Raw genomic sequence first — 14,790 nt, 5'->3', positions numbered from 1 at the left:
TGACTTTCTGGTTTCATTGTTGTGTTCTTTTGACTACCTCTGGACTATGCCGCTCCAAGCGCAAAACCATTCATGAGTGCCCGCCGCTAACTACAGGTAGTTTTCGCTGTTGATTCGGCGGACATGTAGCGCAAAGCGTGACACTCAGCCTTATCTTGCCCGCATGTCTGTGCTAGTTATTGCTCCGGCCTCGCGCCGCACTTTGAGCGTATTGGGCGCTCTGCTGTTGACCGCTACTTCGGCTTGGTCCCAGGCCAAAGTAATTACGGCCCTTGATCAGATGGAAAATCAGCGGGTAGGCATTCGCTACTACGACCGGTACCAAGTGCCGCTGCCCAATGCCTCCGGCGCTTATTGCTACGACATCATTCGCAAGGCCGATAGCCTGGGCGTGAAGTGGCGCGTGCGGCGCTACACGGTGCAGGACCGGCAACTGCTACTCGATGCCGGCTTCAGCAGCGACTTGCCCGGCGAGGCACTGCACGCCCGCAGCCGCGAGTGGTACCCCGGCGGTCAGCTGCGCGAAGACGTGAGCTACCGCTCCGGTAAGCTCGATGGCCCGATGAAAACCTTTTACCCCGACGGCAAGCGCCGCCGGGACCAACAAAATCGTGTCGGCACCCTGGTCAAAAGCGAGTGTTTTTTGCCCACCGGCCAGTCGGTGGAAGAATGCCCGCCGTACCGCACCGCTGCCCGGCTGGCCGGTAAAAGTGCCGATCAGGCGGCCGTGTTCAAGGCCATGCAGCGGCAGTTCGAGCAGTTTCTGCCCAAGGGCTACAGCCGCCCCACCGACGGCACGGTGCACCTTGCCTTCCGGGTAGATAGCCTCGGCTACGTGCGCGACCCACGCATCCTTGGCAGCGATGATACTGCGCTAAGTGCCGCGGCGCTGGAAGCCGTACGCCGCCTACCACGTCTCGCGCCGGCCACCGAAGAAGGTCAGGCCGTTCACTACGTGATGGAAGGCTACTTTTTCTATTATCCCACGCGTCGGGCCGCTATGGCATCGGAAGACTAGCTCAGAGGCCAAGCCTGAGCATACCTCATACACTCATTACCTGCCTCACTGCCGATGGGCAGTGTAATCATGAATTTTAGCATCCAAAGAAGTCTGCGCCTGGCCGGCGTTTTCTGCCTGACCCTGGCCAGCGGAGCCGCAACTGGCCAGAGCATCAACGACTATTACCAAAAACTGGGTATTAACAGTGACAATGGCTTTGGTATCGGCCATCAATTTCGTACTGAAAAAGTGACGCTAGACTCAATACGTGGCACCATCACCAGTTACTACCCATCGGGCAAGGTTTGGGAAACCATGCCGTATGCGCACATCACCAAGCGCATTCTGGAAGGCAAACAAATGCGCTGGTTTGAATCAGGGCAGGTGATGGCGGAGGAGGAGTACATGGCTGGCAAGCGCCACGGGATGCTGCGCACCTACTATCCCAGTGGCCAAGTCAGGCGTCGGGAGGAATATGCTAACGGCCAGCTCCTCAGCGGCGAGTGCTTTACGCCCGATGGTAAACCAATGCCATGTCAAGCCTACGTGGTATTTCCGGAATTTCCGGGCGGTATGACGGGGCTTCACGGGGCCTTGGCCACCCGAACTGTGTACCCCAAAGCGGCTTTAAAGGCTGATATTGAGGGGACCGTTTACGTGGGCTTTGTGGTTAGCAGCAAAGGCGAGTTGCAGAACGTACGCGTAACCAAAAGCGCCACGCTGCTGCTGGATAAAGAGGCGCTGCGGGTGGTGAATACCCTCCGCGGCTGGACGCCTGGCCGGCTCGATGGGGAAGAGGCCGAAGTGGTCTTTAGCGTGCCCGTCACGTTTCGCTTGGAATAAGAAGCAAGCGCCAAAACCGATTCCCGGCGCTAAGGCAATACGGAAAAGCGCCGGGCTTTCTAACTTGCAGCTTCGACGGCCGCGCCGCCACTGCGCGCCTGGCCGGTCGGCTATTCCTATGGACGAAAGCATCAAATCAAAATACCAGCCCATCATCGGTCTGGAAGTGCACGCGCAGCTGCTGACGCGAAGCAAAATGTATTCAGCCGACGAAAACGAGTACGGCGCTCTGCCCAACTCCAACCTGTCGGTAATCACGCTGGGCCACCCGGGCACGCTGCCGCGCATCAACCGCACGGCCGTGGAGTACGCCATCAAGATGGGCCTGGCCACCAACTGCCAGATTACGCGCGACAACCTGTTTGCGCGCAAAAACTACTTCTACCCCGACTTGCCCAAGGGCTACCAGATTACGCAGGACAAAACCCCGCTCTGCACCAAAGGCCACGTGGAAATCCGGTTGGCCGATGGCGCTACCAAGCACATCGGCATCACACGCATTCACATGGAGGAAGACGCGGGCAAGTCCATGCACTTGGCCGGCGAGGTAGAAACGCTGGTCGACCTGAACCGCGCCGGCGTGCCGCTGATTGAAATCGTGTCGGAGCCGGACATCCGTAACGCCGACGAGGCCTACGCCTACCTCACCGAAATCAAAAAGCTGGTGCAGTACCTCGATATCTGCGACGGCAACATGGAGGAAGGCTCCCTGCGCTGCGACGCCAATATTTCGGTGATGCTGAAAGGCACCGATAAGTTCGGTACCAAGGTGGAGGTGAAAAACATGAACTCCTTCCGCAACGTGCAGCGCGCCATCGAGCACGAAATCGAGCGGCAGATTCAATTGCTCGAAGCCGGCGAAGAGGTAGTGAGCCAGACGCGCGGATTCGATGCCACCACCGGCACCACGCAGGCCCAGCGCACCAAGGAGACGATGAACGACTACCGCTACTTCCCGGAGCCGGACCTGCCGCCGGTGGTAGTGGACGACGCGTGGCTGCACCGCGTGCAAGCCGCGCTGCCGGCCCTGCCGCAGCAGCTTTATGCCCGCTTTACCGGCGAGCTAAGCCTCTCGGCGTACGACGCCAACGTGCTGACCGCCGAGAAGGACATTGCCCTGTTCTTCGACGAGCTGACGCGCCTGACCACCAACGCCAAGGCCGCGGCTAACTGGATGTCGGGTCCGGTGAAGTCTTTCCTCAACGAGCGTGCCCTCACCATGAGCGAGTTTCCGCTCACGGCGCAGCACGTAGCCGACATCATCGGCCTCATCGACGAAAGCAAGGTGAACAACACCGTGGCGCGGCAGCAGCTGTTTCCGTACCTGATCGAAAACCCCACGCAGTCGGCGGCTGAAGCGGCTGAGAAGCTGGGCCTGCTGCAGCAATCCGACGCCGGAGAGCTGGAAGCCATGGTGCAGCAAGTGCTCGACGCCAACCCTGCGAAGGTGGCTGAGTACCGGGCCGGCAAAAAGTCGCTGGTGGGTATGTTTATGGGCGAATTGATGAAGCTGACCAAAGGCAAAGCCGACCCGAAGCTGTCGAACCAACTGCTGCGCGACAAGCTGGAACAGGCGTAAAAAGTTTTTGCATTCAAACGAACGTCCACAAACCAGTTGCTGGTTTGTGGACGTTCGCTTTTTGCCAGATTAATAAATCCAAAACGTTCTGCTGAGCCCGGCTGAAACAGCAACCGTCGGGCAGCGGCAGTGTTGGTGTAGAAGCTGGTGCATAAATGCGCACAAATCGGCAACTTGCAATGTTCTCTGCCCGGCGGACGTTGACGTGCCGTCGCCCCCTCTGATTTCATGAAATACTCTATGCAAAGCTTGATTCTGGTTGCTTCGCTGCTGAACCTCGCCACGGGTTGCAACGATGCTACTTCCACCAACTCGGCCGCCGGCAACGCTGGCTTTGTCGTAACGGGCCAGTTGCGCAATGCCAAGGCTGGTACCAAGGTGTACCTCTCCGAGCTGACGGAAACGCAGTTTGTTTCGCGCGATACGGTAAAGACCGATGCGCAGGGTCGCTTTACCTTCAAAGGCACGGCCACCGAGCCTTCGCTTTTCCAAATCAAACTCGATGAGCCCAACCAGGTGCTGGTAGCCCTCGACAACCAGACCAAGCTGCAGCTGACCGGCGACGCGAGCAAGCTGAACGCCGATTACACTGTGAAGGGCTCCAAGGATTCGGAGCTGCTTCAGCAGCTCACCCGCAGCATGCAGCGCAGCCGAGGCCGTCTGGAAGGCATCATGCAGCGCTACCAGACCAACGCCCAAGCTGGTCGCCAGGACTCTATGCAGCTGTTGGAAGAACGTTTCTACACCTTGCAGGCGAGCGGTACGGCCGAGCTAAAAACGCTGATCAAGAAAAACCCCACCTCGGTCGTGTCGGCTTTCGTGCTCGGCAACCAGCAATTGTTTGATGCCGACGCGAACTTCGGCTTTGCCGATTCCGTGGCTACGCAGCTGAAAAAAGCGCTGCCCAACTCGCGCTACACTACGGCCCTGGTGCAGAAGCTGGAGCCGATGCGCAAAACCGCCATCGGTACCGTAGCCCCCGACATCAGCCTGGCTGCCCCGGATGGCAAGAGCGTAGCCCTGAGCAGCATGCGTGGCAAGTATGTGCTGCTGGATTTCTGGGCTTCTTGGTGTGGCCCTTGCCGCCAGGAGAACCCCAACGTGGTGCGCACCTACGACAAGTACAAGGCTAAGAACTTCACCGTGTTTGGCGTTTCGCTTGACCAGGACAAGGGCAAGTGGGTAAAGGCCATTGAAGCTGATAAGCTGGCCTGGACGCACGTTTCGGACCTGAAAGGCTGGCAAAGCGCTGCTGGCCAGGTTTACGGCATTCAGTCGATTCCGATGAACTACCTCCTCGATCCGCAAGGGAAGATCATCGCCAAGAACCTGCGCGGCGCGGCGCTAGAGGCCAAGCTGGCGCAACTGCTGAAATAACCGGCAAATACTCCATTTGCTAAATGGAAAAGGGCCGCAACGGTAGTTGCGGCCCTTTTGTTATCCGTAAATGCTTTGCGCTACGCTAGAAACATGCGCTGCAAGGCCTGCCAAAGCTGCTTCTTTCGGGCGTTGTCGTACTCAATCAGCTCAATCTCAGCTGCGGGCAGATAGGCCACGTCACCGATACGAACGGGCTCGTAGGGTTGGGTACGCTTGGTAGCCACGTCGAGCAGGTTCTTGCCGAAACCAATTACCTCCTGCACCGCCAAACCACGCGCGCGCAGATCCTCCAGGCTCACCGGGTAGGGCGAACGAATATTCACGATGACGCACTCCTCAATGACGCGCTGAATGGCCTTGAGCATGTTGTTTAGAAACACGTTGCGCTGCAGACGGGGCAAGCGGTCGGCGTGTTCCAGCCGCACGAGCAGCACCAAGCCATTGGCGTTGGAGCCGAGCGTATCAAAGGGCACGGGGGCACGGGGCGTAGGCGGAGCTGGCACTGCCGGCGGCGGTGTTGGGGAAGCGCTAACGGCGGCCGCAGGTGCCGGAGCTACGGCCGGAGTCGGTGGCATGCTGGCTCCGGCTGCCGCAGCACGGGCTGCTTTCAGATCGGCCAGGGACGGCAGGCGGTCCGGCCCGCCGGAAGCCGTCGGCTGGGGCGGTTCAGCCGCAGCCGAAACAGGAGTAGTGGGTACTTCTACGACGGGAACAGGCGCCGGCGCAGTTGCCGGTGGCGCGGTTGGGGCCGGCTGGGGCGAAATTGCAGCAGTAGCAGCGGGCTCAGGCACTACATAGAGCGGTGTGCCGGCGTAAAGCTGCTGATAGAAGGCAAGCGTAGCTTCGTCCACGAGACAAAAGGTAGCTAAAAGGAGTGAGTGCGGCTAAATTCAGTACGAGGGTGCCGTACGGGCCGCTTGGGGCTTCGTGAATTTAGCTATTTCAGCTCCAATTATTCCATATCAAATAACGCTTTCAGCTCGGTGGCTTCCTGCGGCTTCATGCGGCCGCCCAGCACCAGACGTAGCTGTCGGCGACGTAGGGCACCGTCGTAGAGGCGCACTTCCTCGTCGCTTTCGGGAACTGCTTCGGGCACATCGATGGGGCGGCCCGACTGATCCACGGCCACGAAAGTGAAGAACGCTTCGTTGGACTTGACCTTGGTGCCGCTCGGAATGTCCTCCGACCACACGTTAATGTGCACTTCCATGGAGGAGCTGAAGGAGCGCGTCACCTGCGCTTCCAGTGTCACTACGTTGCCCAGGCGAATGCCCTCGCGAAAGGAAACGTTGTCGACTGAGGCTGTCACGACGATGCGGTTGGAGTGGCGTTGCGCCGAAATGGCGGCGGCGATGTCCATCAGGTGCATCATGCGGCCGCCCATCAGGTTGTTGAGCGTGTTGGTATCGTTGGGCAGCACCAGCTCGGTCATTCGCACGAAGGACTCCGCAACAGGCTTTTGTTTGCGCATGGTCGGGGAAAACAGAATGTAAAGCGACAAAAATCGGCCGCAAAGATAGCGGCGGTGGCGGCAGCGGCGGGGTATCGGTCAAACAAAAGCCCCCGCGCCAAGCGGCGCGGGGGCTTCGTCAGTAAGAGCGAAAGCGCTTATTTCACCACAATGCGGGAAGTGTAGCGGTCCTGGCCCAAGGTGAGCTGCACCACGTACACGCCGGGGCTGAGGCGCTTGCCTTCCGAGCCGAACTCGATGCGCTGCTGGCCAGCAGCAAAGTTCTTGGCTTCGGTGCTGAGCACGGTGCGGCCCAGCAGGTCCTGCACTTGTACCTGAGCGGAGGCAGCCTTCTCAAGGGTAAACTGCACGGCAGTTTCCTGGGTCACGGGGTTCGGGTACACGCTGATGCCGCGCGACGACATATCAACCGCACGGGTGCTGAGCGGGCCCTGAATGCGGAAGTTGTCGATGTACAGGTTGTTACCGTTGTTGGTGACGGCTTCGAGGCGCACTACCAAGCTGGTGCTGTTCTGGAAAGCCGCGGGAATGTCGAGCGAAGTAGTGGCCCACTCCGAAGCGGTTGGAACGAAGTTGGTCGTAATCGGCTGACCACTGGTGTTCGTGACGAGCAAAGCCGCGCCGTAAGTCACGGGGTTTGTCCACGTCACGCCGCAGTCAGAGCTGAACGATACGCGCAGCTGATCGGTAGAGGTAGCTAGGCGGCGGGCGTAAGCGCGGTCAAAGAACAGTTTGTACGGACCGGTGCCCGTCGTCAGATTGATGACCGGCGAGTACAGGGTGGTGGTGGTACCGTTCGGAATGTTGGGGTTGCGCAAGCGCAGCGCGGCATTGCCGTTGGAGCCAACACCCGTGATACGCTGCCATCTTTCCGAGTTGGCGTTATTGGTTTCGTTACGCCAGTTTTTGTCGGCATCGGTGGGGTTGTTGATCCAGCTCACGTCCTCAAACGACTCCAGGTAAGGCGCCGGGAAGCTGGCATTGAGACCCAATACCCGGATGAGCTGCTGGCGCGTGGTTACACCGGGGCCGTTGGCATTGGTCACGGTCAGCGTCACGTCGTAAGTGCCCGGCGTGTTGTAGGTTACCAGCGGATTGGTCTGAGTAGACGTAGCCGGGGTGCCACCGGGGAAGCTCCACTGGTACTGAGCACCAGTTAAGTTGCCGTAGGAGTAGTTAATGAAAAGCACACTACCGCCGGCGCACACCGTCGTGTTGGACTGCGTAAACGACGCCACGGGCGGGCAGGGCGGAGCTTGGTAACCATCGTTGGTGCCGGTGGCTACCAGGTTGGCGGCCGATACCAGCGTGGAACGGCATGCCAGGGTCAGCGAAGTGCGCATCACTGCCTTCTGCCCCTGCGTAAACATGCTGATGCACGGTGCATAATCCATGTAGTTCTGCACGTTGGCCACCGGGCCGCAATCGGCCTGGTTCAAGTTGCAGCCAGCCGTAGCGCCCACCGTGTTGGGCGTGTCGGCAATGCCGTCGTCGAGGTTACAGTTGGAAGCCAGTCCCGGCGTGTTGGAGCCGCCCCAGGTATGCGGCAGGCCGAAGTGGTGACCCAACTCGTGCGTGAGCGAACGGATGCAGAAGTTATTGCCGCACGAGCGGCCGATGCTGGCAAACTGCGTGTTGCGAATCACGATACCGTCGCGGGTAGAGCCGCCACCGCAGGGCAGAATGGCGTAACCGCCGGCGCCGTTGGCATCGTCTACCACCCAGATGTTGAGGTAGCGGTTGGTATCCCAACGAATCACGTCCTTCACGTTGTTATCACCCACCGAGGTCAGGGTGGAGTAAGTGCGCGTGATGCCGGTGGTGCACTGCCCGTTAGGGTCTTTCTGGGCTAGACGGAACTGGAAGCCAACGCGGGCCGCGATGGGGCTGAAGCGCGGGTCGAGCTGCGCCGTGTCAGGATTTTCCTTGTTGAAGTCGCGGTTGATGATGCGTAGCGCGTCAAAGATCTGCGCATCCGTAATGTTGTTGCCGCCGCCGGTGTGCAGCACGTGTACCACTACTGGCACAGTCACGTCGGGCAGGGCGGCCACGCGCGCCTGCTCGGCAGGCGTCATGTTGGCTACCCGGCGCAGGAAGTCCTGGTACTCCTGGGCTGCGCCGGGATTACGGCGAAATTCCTCCTGCTGCACGCTGTCGAAGGCGCAGCGGAAGCCGTAGGTGTGCTCTGGCCGGGCGTTGCGCTGAGCCGATGCCGAACCGGCAATGCCCAGCCACGCGCCAACTGCCAGTAGCAGAGTGGGTAAAGTTTTGCGTAGCATGTATGAGGTTAAGTGAGAGAATAAAAAAGAAGCAGTCCGAATCAGCCCAAATACAACAAAAAAGGGCAGCATTCTTCCTGAAAAAGCGGCTGCCCAAGGTACATAGTTTTCGAGGTATTCTTCTAAGCCGGATTGTACTTAAGTACCCCAGCCAGCTGCGCCGCGCAGCGGCACGAAACGAAACTCATCAAACTCTTCGCGGGCGAAGCCGTCGTAGGATTCTCGAGTTACGCGCACCATGCGCTGCACTTGTTCATTACCCACTGGCACTACCAGTATGCCCCCGATGGTAAGCTGCTCCAGCAGGGGCCGGGGCAGGGCTGGGGCAGCAGCCGTCACCAGGATGCGCTCAAAAGGAGCGTGGGCAGGCAGGCCTACCGAACCATCGCCGCAAAATAGATGTGCCCCAGCGTAATCAAGTTGTGCCAGGCGCTTGCGGGTGCGCTCAAACAGCACTTGGTTGTATTCGATAGTATACACGGTGGCGCCCAGCGTCAGCAGAACGCTGCACTGATAACCCGAACCGGTCCCTACTTCCAGCACCCGCCGTCCGGGCTCCACGCGCAGCAGCTCGGTCTGATGCGCCACGGTATAAGGCTGCGAAATGGTTTGGCCCTGCCCAATCGGGAAGGCTTTGTCGAGGTAGGCGTGCGACTCGAAGGCATGTTCAAAAAACAGGTGGCGCGGCACCGTACCAATGGCTGCCAGTACCCGCTCGTCGCGAATGCCTTTGCGGCGCAGTTCCTCCACCAAGGTGCGGCGCTGGCCGCGGTGGCGGTACGAATCGAAGGGCGTAGGCTGGGCGAAAGGCGACATGCTAGGTTCGTTAAAAACAGCCCTACCTTTGCGCGGCTTCGGCGGGCGTTTCCTGCCGCAAAGCTACGTCGGCGCAGTATTTAAATGCGCGCGACGGTCTTTCATTCCTGGTTTACCCTACGTCTTACCCTTTGATTCGCTCCCTGCAAAAACTCAAGCTGCTTGCCGCCGATTTTGGCGCGGCATTGCTGGCCTGGGCTTGCTTTTATCTGTTACGCAAGTACTTGCTTAGTGAGATAAGCGAAGGTTACCGCTTCACCGGCGACCAGCTCTTTACGCTCACCGGCTCGGCCCTGATGATTGCCGCATTCTGGTTGATCCTGTATACGCTTATAGGGGAGTACCGGGACATATTTCGCAAGTCGCGCATCGGCGAAATCATCCGGCTGGGGCGCATTTCTTTTCTGGGCGCCGTCGTTATTTTCTTTGCCCTGCTGCTTGATGATCAGGGCGTGCAGAACTACCGCAGCTATTACAAAACCATTGCGGCCTATTTCCTGCTCCATTTCAGCATCACGGCCATCCTGCGTACTTGGGCCATTACTAGTATTCAGGGCCTGATTCGGCGCCGAATTATCGCCTTTAATACCCTGATTGTAGGCTCTAGCCCCTTGGCGTTGGAAACCTACCGCGAACTGGAGCGCACGAATCGGCACCTGGGCCTCAACATCGTCGGCTTCGTGCCCGTGAATGATGCCGTAGATCCGGACCTGGCCACCGAACTGCCCCGGCGCGGTTCTTACGAGCGACTGCCGGCGCTTATTCGTGCGATGAAGGTGGAGCAGATTGTGGTGGCCCTGGAGCCTTCCGAGCACCAGATGATTCAGCAGGTACTGACGCAGCTGGAGGGCACGCCCGCCCGCGTTAGCGTGCTGCCCGATGTATATCAGATTCTGCTGGGCTCGGTGAAGGTGAACCATTTGTTTGGTACCCCACTCATCGAAATCAAGCAAGATTTGCTGCCGGTGTGGCAGGAAGTCACCAAACGCGCTATCGACATTGTGGGCTCAGCGCTTTTCATCCTGCTGGCTTGGCCTGTTTATGCCTTTACCGCGGTGATGGTGCGCTTCTCGTCGCCGGGTCCGATCTTCTTTGCTCAGGAGCGCATCGGCAAGCACGGGCAGCCTTTCAAGATCTACAAGTTTCGCTCGATGTACGTGGATGCCGAGCGACTTGGACCTGCCCTGTCGAGCAAGAACGACCCCCGCATCACGCCGTGGGGCCGCTTCATGCGCAAGGTACGCCTCGATGAACTGCCGCAATTCTGGAACGTCATCAAAGGTGATATGAGCCTCGTGGGGCCGCGCCCCGAACGACGCTTTTTCATCGATCAAATCACCAAAGTAGCGCCGCACTACCGCCACCTGCACCGCGTGCGGCCGGGCATCACCTCGCTGGGCCAGGTCAAGTATGGCTATGCCGAAACGGTGGAGCAAATGGTGCAGCGCCTGAAATACGACATCCTCTACATCGAAAACATGTCCCTGGCCATGGACTTTCGGGTGATGCTCTATACCATCAAAATTATCGTGGAGGGCAGAGGAAAATAAAGTGCTAATGGGTTTGATAGTGATGTTGTACCAAAGATCAGCGTGGGAAGATTGAACATTTCAGCATTCACATCATTAGCACATCAGCACGTTTTCACACCAGCATATTAGAAGCTATGTTCACCGGCATTATCGAAGCGCTTGGCACCGTTACTGAGGTGCGCACCGAAGGCACCAACCGCCACTTTACCATTCAGGCACCCTTCGCGCAGGAGTTGCAAATCGACCAAAGCGTAGCTCACGATGGGGTATGCCTCACCGTGGTAGCCCTAGACCCCGCGGCCGGCACGCACACCGTTACCGCCATCGACGAAACGCTGCAGAAAACCAACCTTGGCACCTGGGCGCCCGGGCGGCAGGTGAATCTGGAACGCTGCCTCGCCGCCAACGGCCGCTTCGATGGGCACATCGTGCAGGGCCACGTAGACCTCACGGCCATCTGCGAATCATTGGAAGATCAAAACGGCTCCTGGCTGTACCGCTTCCGCCACGAGCCCGGCCCCGGCCGCATCACCGTTGAGAAGGGCTCGATTACCATCAACGGCGTGAGCCTCACATGCTTCAACAGCACCGATGACGGCTTTTCCGTGGCCATCATTCCTTACACGTACGAGCACACCACCTTCCAGCACCTGCAGTCTGGCGATAAGGTGAATCTGGAGTTTGATATCGTGGGCAAATACGTGGCGAAGATGCTGGGACGGTAGGGGGCCAGGACGACTTTGCAAGGTTTGCAATGAAACACTCAACGCAGTTGCTGAACCGGGTGCGGCTTAGGTCTTTGAATTTATGTTTACTATTTACGGCTCTGTCCAGCTGCATTAGTAACGCTAATTTCTCGGAGCAGTCAACCGCCGCCGAGCAGCAGCAGAATAAAGCACAAGAATTTGATGAACTGGCGAACAAGTCTTGCGCTTACCTGAATCAACAGCAAAGTATCTGTGATTCGCTTTATCAACTCAGCAAATATCCGAACTGGTATTACGATCAGAATACCGGTAAGCTTACGTTTAGTGGCGACGGGATGCCCGACTTGATAATTGATTACGAAGAGGTTGGGTCAGTCTCAACAAAAACGAACACGTGGCTTTGGGCTTGGGATAATGCCTACGTTGATGAAAAAGTAAGTTCGGAAATTTGCCGCGTCCGAGAGTTTGGCTGCAACAAGGAGTTCGAGAAGCTCAGCAATCCGTATTGGACGGCCGGCTTAACCGATGGGTGGAATATGACTGCTATTGCCGCTTATCTGATGCAAGCCAAAGGTGCGTACCGGGTGCCCGTCGAAGAAGATAAACTGTATGTTTTTATGATTTTCAAAAATATACGGAGGGTTGAAAAAAAGCAGACATCAAGAGTTGGTAAAGCTGGTACATAGGGATATGCCCAATTCTCGTTTTGACTCGTAGAATAGGCGTACCAATTTCCAGCACCGCCATGTCGAAACGTCAATTAATAGAACCCACCCCGGGCGATAAGCGCTACGTACGCCGCAACGAGAAAGGGCAGTTTACCAGTGTCGTCGATCTGAACCGTTCCCTCTCGCAGGACGACCGGCACAACTCTAGTCGGACCAGCAAGCCCGGCCAAGGCGACCGGGGCGACGGCCATACCGGTAACCGCAAGCCCCGTAAATAGCCATTGGATACGCACCACACGCCTTGTTCACCGGGCTCCGCAGTTACTGCGGAGCCCGGTTTGTTTTGAGTGGCTGGGCTTTTGAAACAAAATCGACTTGGCCTATGGAGCCATAAACACCTTGGTGAAGGTGAGTATATGTTGTTGATAGATAAGTATAAATAACAGCTAAATGCGTGGTAACAACGGCTGATTCCTGCCGTTAGATACCGTGGCAAATTGCCTTCAAGGCTTTGCCTGATTAGTAATTCAGGTAAGCAGTATATGCGCTATGGAATTCAAAGAACTGCCGGTTCAACACACTGAAAATGGCAACCTGCGCCGCGTAGGTTTCGAGTTGGAATACACCCACCTGGGCATCGATGAGTCGGCGCGGCTGGTGCAGCAGCTATATGGCGGCGACATCGAGAAGGAGCACCGCTTTGCGCAGAAAGTGGTGAACACACGCCTCGGTGACTTTGGGCTGGAATTCGATTTGACCCTGCTTACCGAGAAGAAATACAAACAACCGTTCGACAAGCTGGACATCCGGCTACAGGACATCAAGCTAGGCGAGGGTAACCTGGAGGAAGGCCTGGAAGCCTTGCTGGAGGGGGTGGTAGGGAAGATATTTCCTTATGAAATCAGTACGCCCCCCGTGGATTGCACAGCCCTGGCAGAGCTAGAACGGCTACGGCAGGCCCTGCATGAGCACGGTGCCCAGGGTACGGAGGCGTTTCCGACCAATGCCTTCGGAACGCACATCAACGCGGAGTTGCCAGCCACCGATGCGGCCACTATTTTGCGTTACCTGCGGGCCATTGTGCTGTTGCATCCGTGGTTGCTGGAAGCTGGCAAAACCGACTTGGCGCGGCGCCTAAGCCCGTTCATTGATCCATACCCGGGGGCCTACGCGGCGCTGATTCTGCCGGCGAGCTACCAGCCCGATCTGGAAACACTGATCGAAGATTATCACCGCCACAACCCCGACCGCAACCGGCCGCTGGATATGTACCCGCTTTTTGCGGCCCTGAGGCCCGATGTAGTCGGGCGGTTCAGCGATGTGGGCAAAGTCAAACCGCGGCTGACGTTTCATTACCGCTTGCCAAATTGCTCTATCTCCCGGCCCGACTGGACACTGGCGCAGGAGTGGAACAACTGGGTGGTGGTGGAAGAACTGGCCAACGACCCCGACCGCATCTCGTACATGAGTGTGGAGTACTTGTTCCTGAAGCAAGACACGCTGCTTGGCTTCGAGAGCAAGTGGTCGAAGTGCACTGCCCAATGGCTAACCTGAAACCCACATACCGCATTGACCGGGAACGACCGACCATCGGCATTACCGGCCCCGACCGCGGGGGGGGTATGGCGTGGGCATTTACGGCCCTGGGCGTGCGGCTGGCCGGTGGCAAGCCCGTGCGCATTACGCCGCGCAATCCGCGCACGGCCGATGGCTTGCAGGGCCTGATCATTGGGGGCGGCGCCGATGTGGACCCCAGCACCTACCAGCAGGAGAACGTGCTGGAAGAATACCTGAACCTGACTGTCCGGTACCCGCGCCAAAGATGGTGGCAGCGCGTGGGACGACTGGTGCGGTGGGTGTATTACCCGGCAGTGTTTTTGCTGCGCAAGCTGGCGAGCCGCAAGAAAGTGTGGGGGCTGGACAAGGCGCGGGACCACCTGGAAATTCAGCTAATCGATCAGGCCGTAAAGAAAAAGCTACCCCTCATGGGTATCTGCCGCGGTGCGCAGCTGCTCAACGTGTATTTCCGGGGCACGCTGCACCAGGATATCAATTCGTTTTATCAGGAGGAACCCAACCCTTCCAGCGTCTTCCCGGTGAAGAAGGTAACCATTCGGCCTGGTAGCCGGCTGGCGCAGGTGCTGGGCGTACTACGGCTTCGGGTGAATGCGCTGCATCACCAGGCGGTGAAACACCCGGGCCATAACGTAGAAATTGTGGCCTGGGAGGCAAATCAGGTGGTGCAAGCCATTGAGGTGCCCGGTCCGAGCTACATCGTAGGTGTGCAGTGGCACCCCGAGTACCTGCCGCAGCACCCCGAGCAGCGCCGGCTTTTTCAGGCCTTGGTGGAACAGGCCCGGCAAGTGAAATGGCAGATAGAAGAGCTGGATATGCAGGAGGCGCTGGCTAACCCCGACCCGGAAGAACTGGCTCAGCTACAGCGGCTAGAAAATGAGGCATTTAAACAGCAGCTGCCAAATAGGACTGCAGAGGCTCCGTTCTAGCGGCAATTGGA

At 58.2% G+C, this 14,790-nt stretch carries 14 protein-coding genes; 10 read left to right on the top strand and 4 right to left on the bottom strand.

The window, feature by feature from the left end:
• Window positions 1–163: 163 nt before the first annotated feature.
• The 4 genes from AC5FXY_RS11120 (at window position 164) to AC5FXY_RS11105 (ending at window position 4,799) form a co-directional block, all read left to right on the top strand.
• Window positions 164–1,018 (top strand): TonB family protein, encoded by an 855-nt coding sequence (locus AC5FXY_RS11120; RefSeq protein WP_493556741.1) that lies wholly within the window; start codon window positions 164–166, stop codon window positions 1,016–1,018.
• A 54-nt stretch (window positions 1,019–1,072) separates the two neighbouring features.
• Window positions 1,073–1,843: a TonB family protein gene (locus AC5FXY_RS11115; protein ID WP_493556740.1), complete on the top strand. Its 771-nt coding sequence runs from the start codon at window positions 1,073–1,075 to the stop codon at window positions 1,841–1,843.
• A gap of 118 nt (window positions 1,844–1,961) precedes the next feature.
• Complete coding sequence (gene gatB, locus AC5FXY_RS11110; protein WP_493556739.1) at window positions 1,962–3,422, top strand: Asp-tRNA(Asn)/Glu-tRNA(Gln) amidotransferase subunit GatB; 1,461 nt, start codon at window positions 1,962–1,964, stop codon at window positions 3,420–3,422.
• 228 nt (window positions 3,423–3,650) lie between these two features.
• Window positions 3,651–4,799 carry a redoxin domain-containing protein gene (locus AC5FXY_RS11105; protein ID WP_493556738.1) on the top strand — a complete coding sequence of 383 codons (1,149 nt, stop codon included), beginning with the start codon at window positions 3,651–3,653 and terminating at the stop codon, window positions 4,797–4,799.
• An 80-nt stretch (window positions 4,800–4,879) separates the two neighbouring features.
• On the opposite strand, the gene AC5FXY_RS11100 is transcribed toward AC5FXY_RS11105, so the two are convergent.
• From AC5FXY_RS11100 to AC5FXY_RS11085, 4 genes are all read right to left on the bottom strand, one after another.
• Window positions 4,880–5,653: a hypothetical protein gene (locus AC5FXY_RS11100; RefSeq protein ID WP_493556737.1), complete on the bottom strand. Its 774-nt coding sequence runs from the start codon at window positions 5,651–5,653 to the stop codon at window positions 4,880–4,882.
• A 101-nt stretch (window positions 5,654–5,754) separates the two neighbouring features.
• Window positions 5,755–6,273 (bottom strand): acyl-CoA thioesterase, encoded by a 519-nt coding sequence (locus tag AC5FXY_RS11095; protein ID WP_493556736.1) that lies wholly within the window; start codon window positions 6,271–6,273, stop codon window positions 5,755–5,757.
• 137 nt (window positions 6,274–6,410) lie between these two features.
• Window positions 6,411–8,552, bottom strand: a complete 2,142-nt coding sequence (locus AC5FXY_RS11090) for a M43 family zinc metalloprotease (RefSeq protein WP_493556735.1) — start codon at window positions 8,550–8,552, stop codon at window positions 6,411–6,413.
• A 138-nt stretch (window positions 8,553–8,690) separates the two neighbouring features.
• A complete protein-coding gene (locus tag AC5FXY_RS11085; protein WP_493556734.1) occupies window positions 8,691–9,368 on the bottom strand; it encodes a protein-L-isoaspartate(D-aspartate) O-methyltransferase in 678 nt (225 codons plus the stop codon).
• 131 nt (window positions 9,369–9,499) lie between these two features.
• On the opposite strand from AC5FXY_RS11085, the gene AC5FXY_RS11080 reads away from it, so the two are divergent.
• The 6 genes from AC5FXY_RS11080 (at window position 9,500) to AC5FXY_RS11055 (ending at window position 14,779) form a co-directional block, all read left to right on the top strand.
• On the top strand, window positions 9,500–10,918 hold the full coding sequence (locus tag AC5FXY_RS11080) for a sugar transferase (RefSeq protein WP_493556733.1): 1,419 nt from the start codon (window positions 9,500–9,502) through the stop codon (window positions 10,916–10,918).
• Window positions 10,919–11,034: 116 nt separating this feature from the next.
• Window positions 11,035–11,625: a riboflavin synthase gene (locus AC5FXY_RS11075; protein ID WP_493556732.1), complete on the top strand. Its 591-nt coding sequence runs from the start codon at window positions 11,035–11,037 to the stop codon at window positions 11,623–11,625.
• Window positions 11,626–11,654: 29 nt separating this feature from the next.
• Window positions 11,655–12,293 carry a DUF6882 domain-containing protein gene (locus AC5FXY_RS11070; protein WP_493556731.1) on the top strand — a complete coding sequence of 213 codons (639 nt, stop codon included), beginning with the start codon at window positions 11,655–11,657 and terminating at the stop codon, window positions 12,291–12,293.
• A 59-nt stretch (window positions 12,294–12,352) separates the two neighbouring features.
• Window positions 12,353–12,553 (top strand): hypothetical protein, encoded by a 201-nt coding sequence (locus AC5FXY_RS11065; protein ID WP_493556730.1) that lies wholly within the window; start codon window positions 12,353–12,355, stop codon window positions 12,551–12,553.
• Between the two features lie 271 nt (window positions 12,554–12,824).
• Window positions 12,825–13,829 (top strand): amidoligase family protein, encoded by a 1,005-nt coding sequence (locus AC5FXY_RS11060; RefSeq protein ID WP_493556729.1) that lies wholly within the window; start codon window positions 12,825–12,827, stop codon window positions 13,827–13,829.
• Window positions 13,817–14,779, top strand: coding sequence for a gamma-glutamyl-gamma-aminobutyrate hydrolase family protein (locus AC5FXY_RS11055; RefSeq protein WP_493556728.1), 963 nt, complete (start codon window positions 13,817–13,819; stop codon window positions 14,777–14,779). The genes AC5FXY_RS11060 and AC5FXY_RS11055 overlap by 13 nt, the downstream gene beginning before the upstream one ends.
• Window positions 14,780–14,790 lie beyond the last annotated feature (11 nt).

It is taken from the genome of Hymenobacter sp. FMD4 (assembly GCF_058932745.1).
The sequence above is the reverse complement of the archived record's forward strand: the minus strand, read 5'-3'. Positions and strand labels throughout refer to the sequence as shown.

Bases quoted from the DNA above. Each gene is read 5' to 3' on its own strand.
- AC5FXY_RS11105 (WP_493556738.1), top strand. From the start codon at position 3,651: ATGAAATACTCTATGCAAAGCTTGATTCTGGTTGCTTCGCTGCTGAAC.
- AC5FXY_RS11055 (WP_493556728.1), top strand. From the start codon at position 13,817: ATGGCTAACCTGAAACCCACATACCGCATTGACCGGGAACGACCGACC.
- AC5FXY_RS11060 (WP_493556729.1), top strand. From the start codon at position 12,825: ATGGAATTCAAAGAACTGCCGGTTCAACACACTGAAAATGGCAACCTG.
- AC5FXY_RS11095 (WP_493556736.1), bottom strand. From the start codon at position 6,273: ATGCGCAAACAAAAGCCTGTTGCGGAGTCCTTCGTGCGAATGACCGAG.
- AC5FXY_RS11085 (WP_493556734.1), bottom strand. From the start codon at position 9,368: ATGTCGCCTTTCGCCCAGCCTACGCCCTTCGATTCGTACCGCCACCGC.
- AC5FXY_RS11115 (WP_493556740.1), top strand. From the start codon at position 1,073: ATGGGCAGTGTAATCATGAATTTTAGCATCCAAAGAAGTCTGCGCCTG.
- AC5FXY_RS11075 (WP_493556732.1), top strand. From the start codon at position 11,035: ATGTTCACCGGCATTATCGAAGCGCTTGGCACCGTTACTGAGGTGCGC.
- AC5FXY_RS11090 (WP_493556735.1), bottom strand. From the start codon at position 8,552: ATGCTACGCAAAACTTTACCCACTCTGCTACTGGCAGTTGGCGCGTGG.
- AC5FXY_RS11065 (WP_493556730.1), top strand. From the start codon at position 12,353: ATGTCGAAACGTCAATTAATAGAACCCACCCCGGGCGATAAGCGCTAC.
- AC5FXY_RS11070 (WP_493556731.1), top strand. From the start codon at position 11,655: ATGAAACACTCAACGCAGTTGCTGAACCGGGTGCGGCTTAGGTCTTTG.
- AC5FXY_RS11120 (WP_493556741.1), top strand. From the start codon at position 164: ATGTCTGTGCTAGTTATTGCTCCGGCCTCGCGCCGCACTTTGAGCGTA.
- gatB (WP_493556739.1), top strand. From the start codon at position 1,962: ATGGACGAAAGCATCAAATCAAAATACCAGCCCATCATCGGTCTGGAA.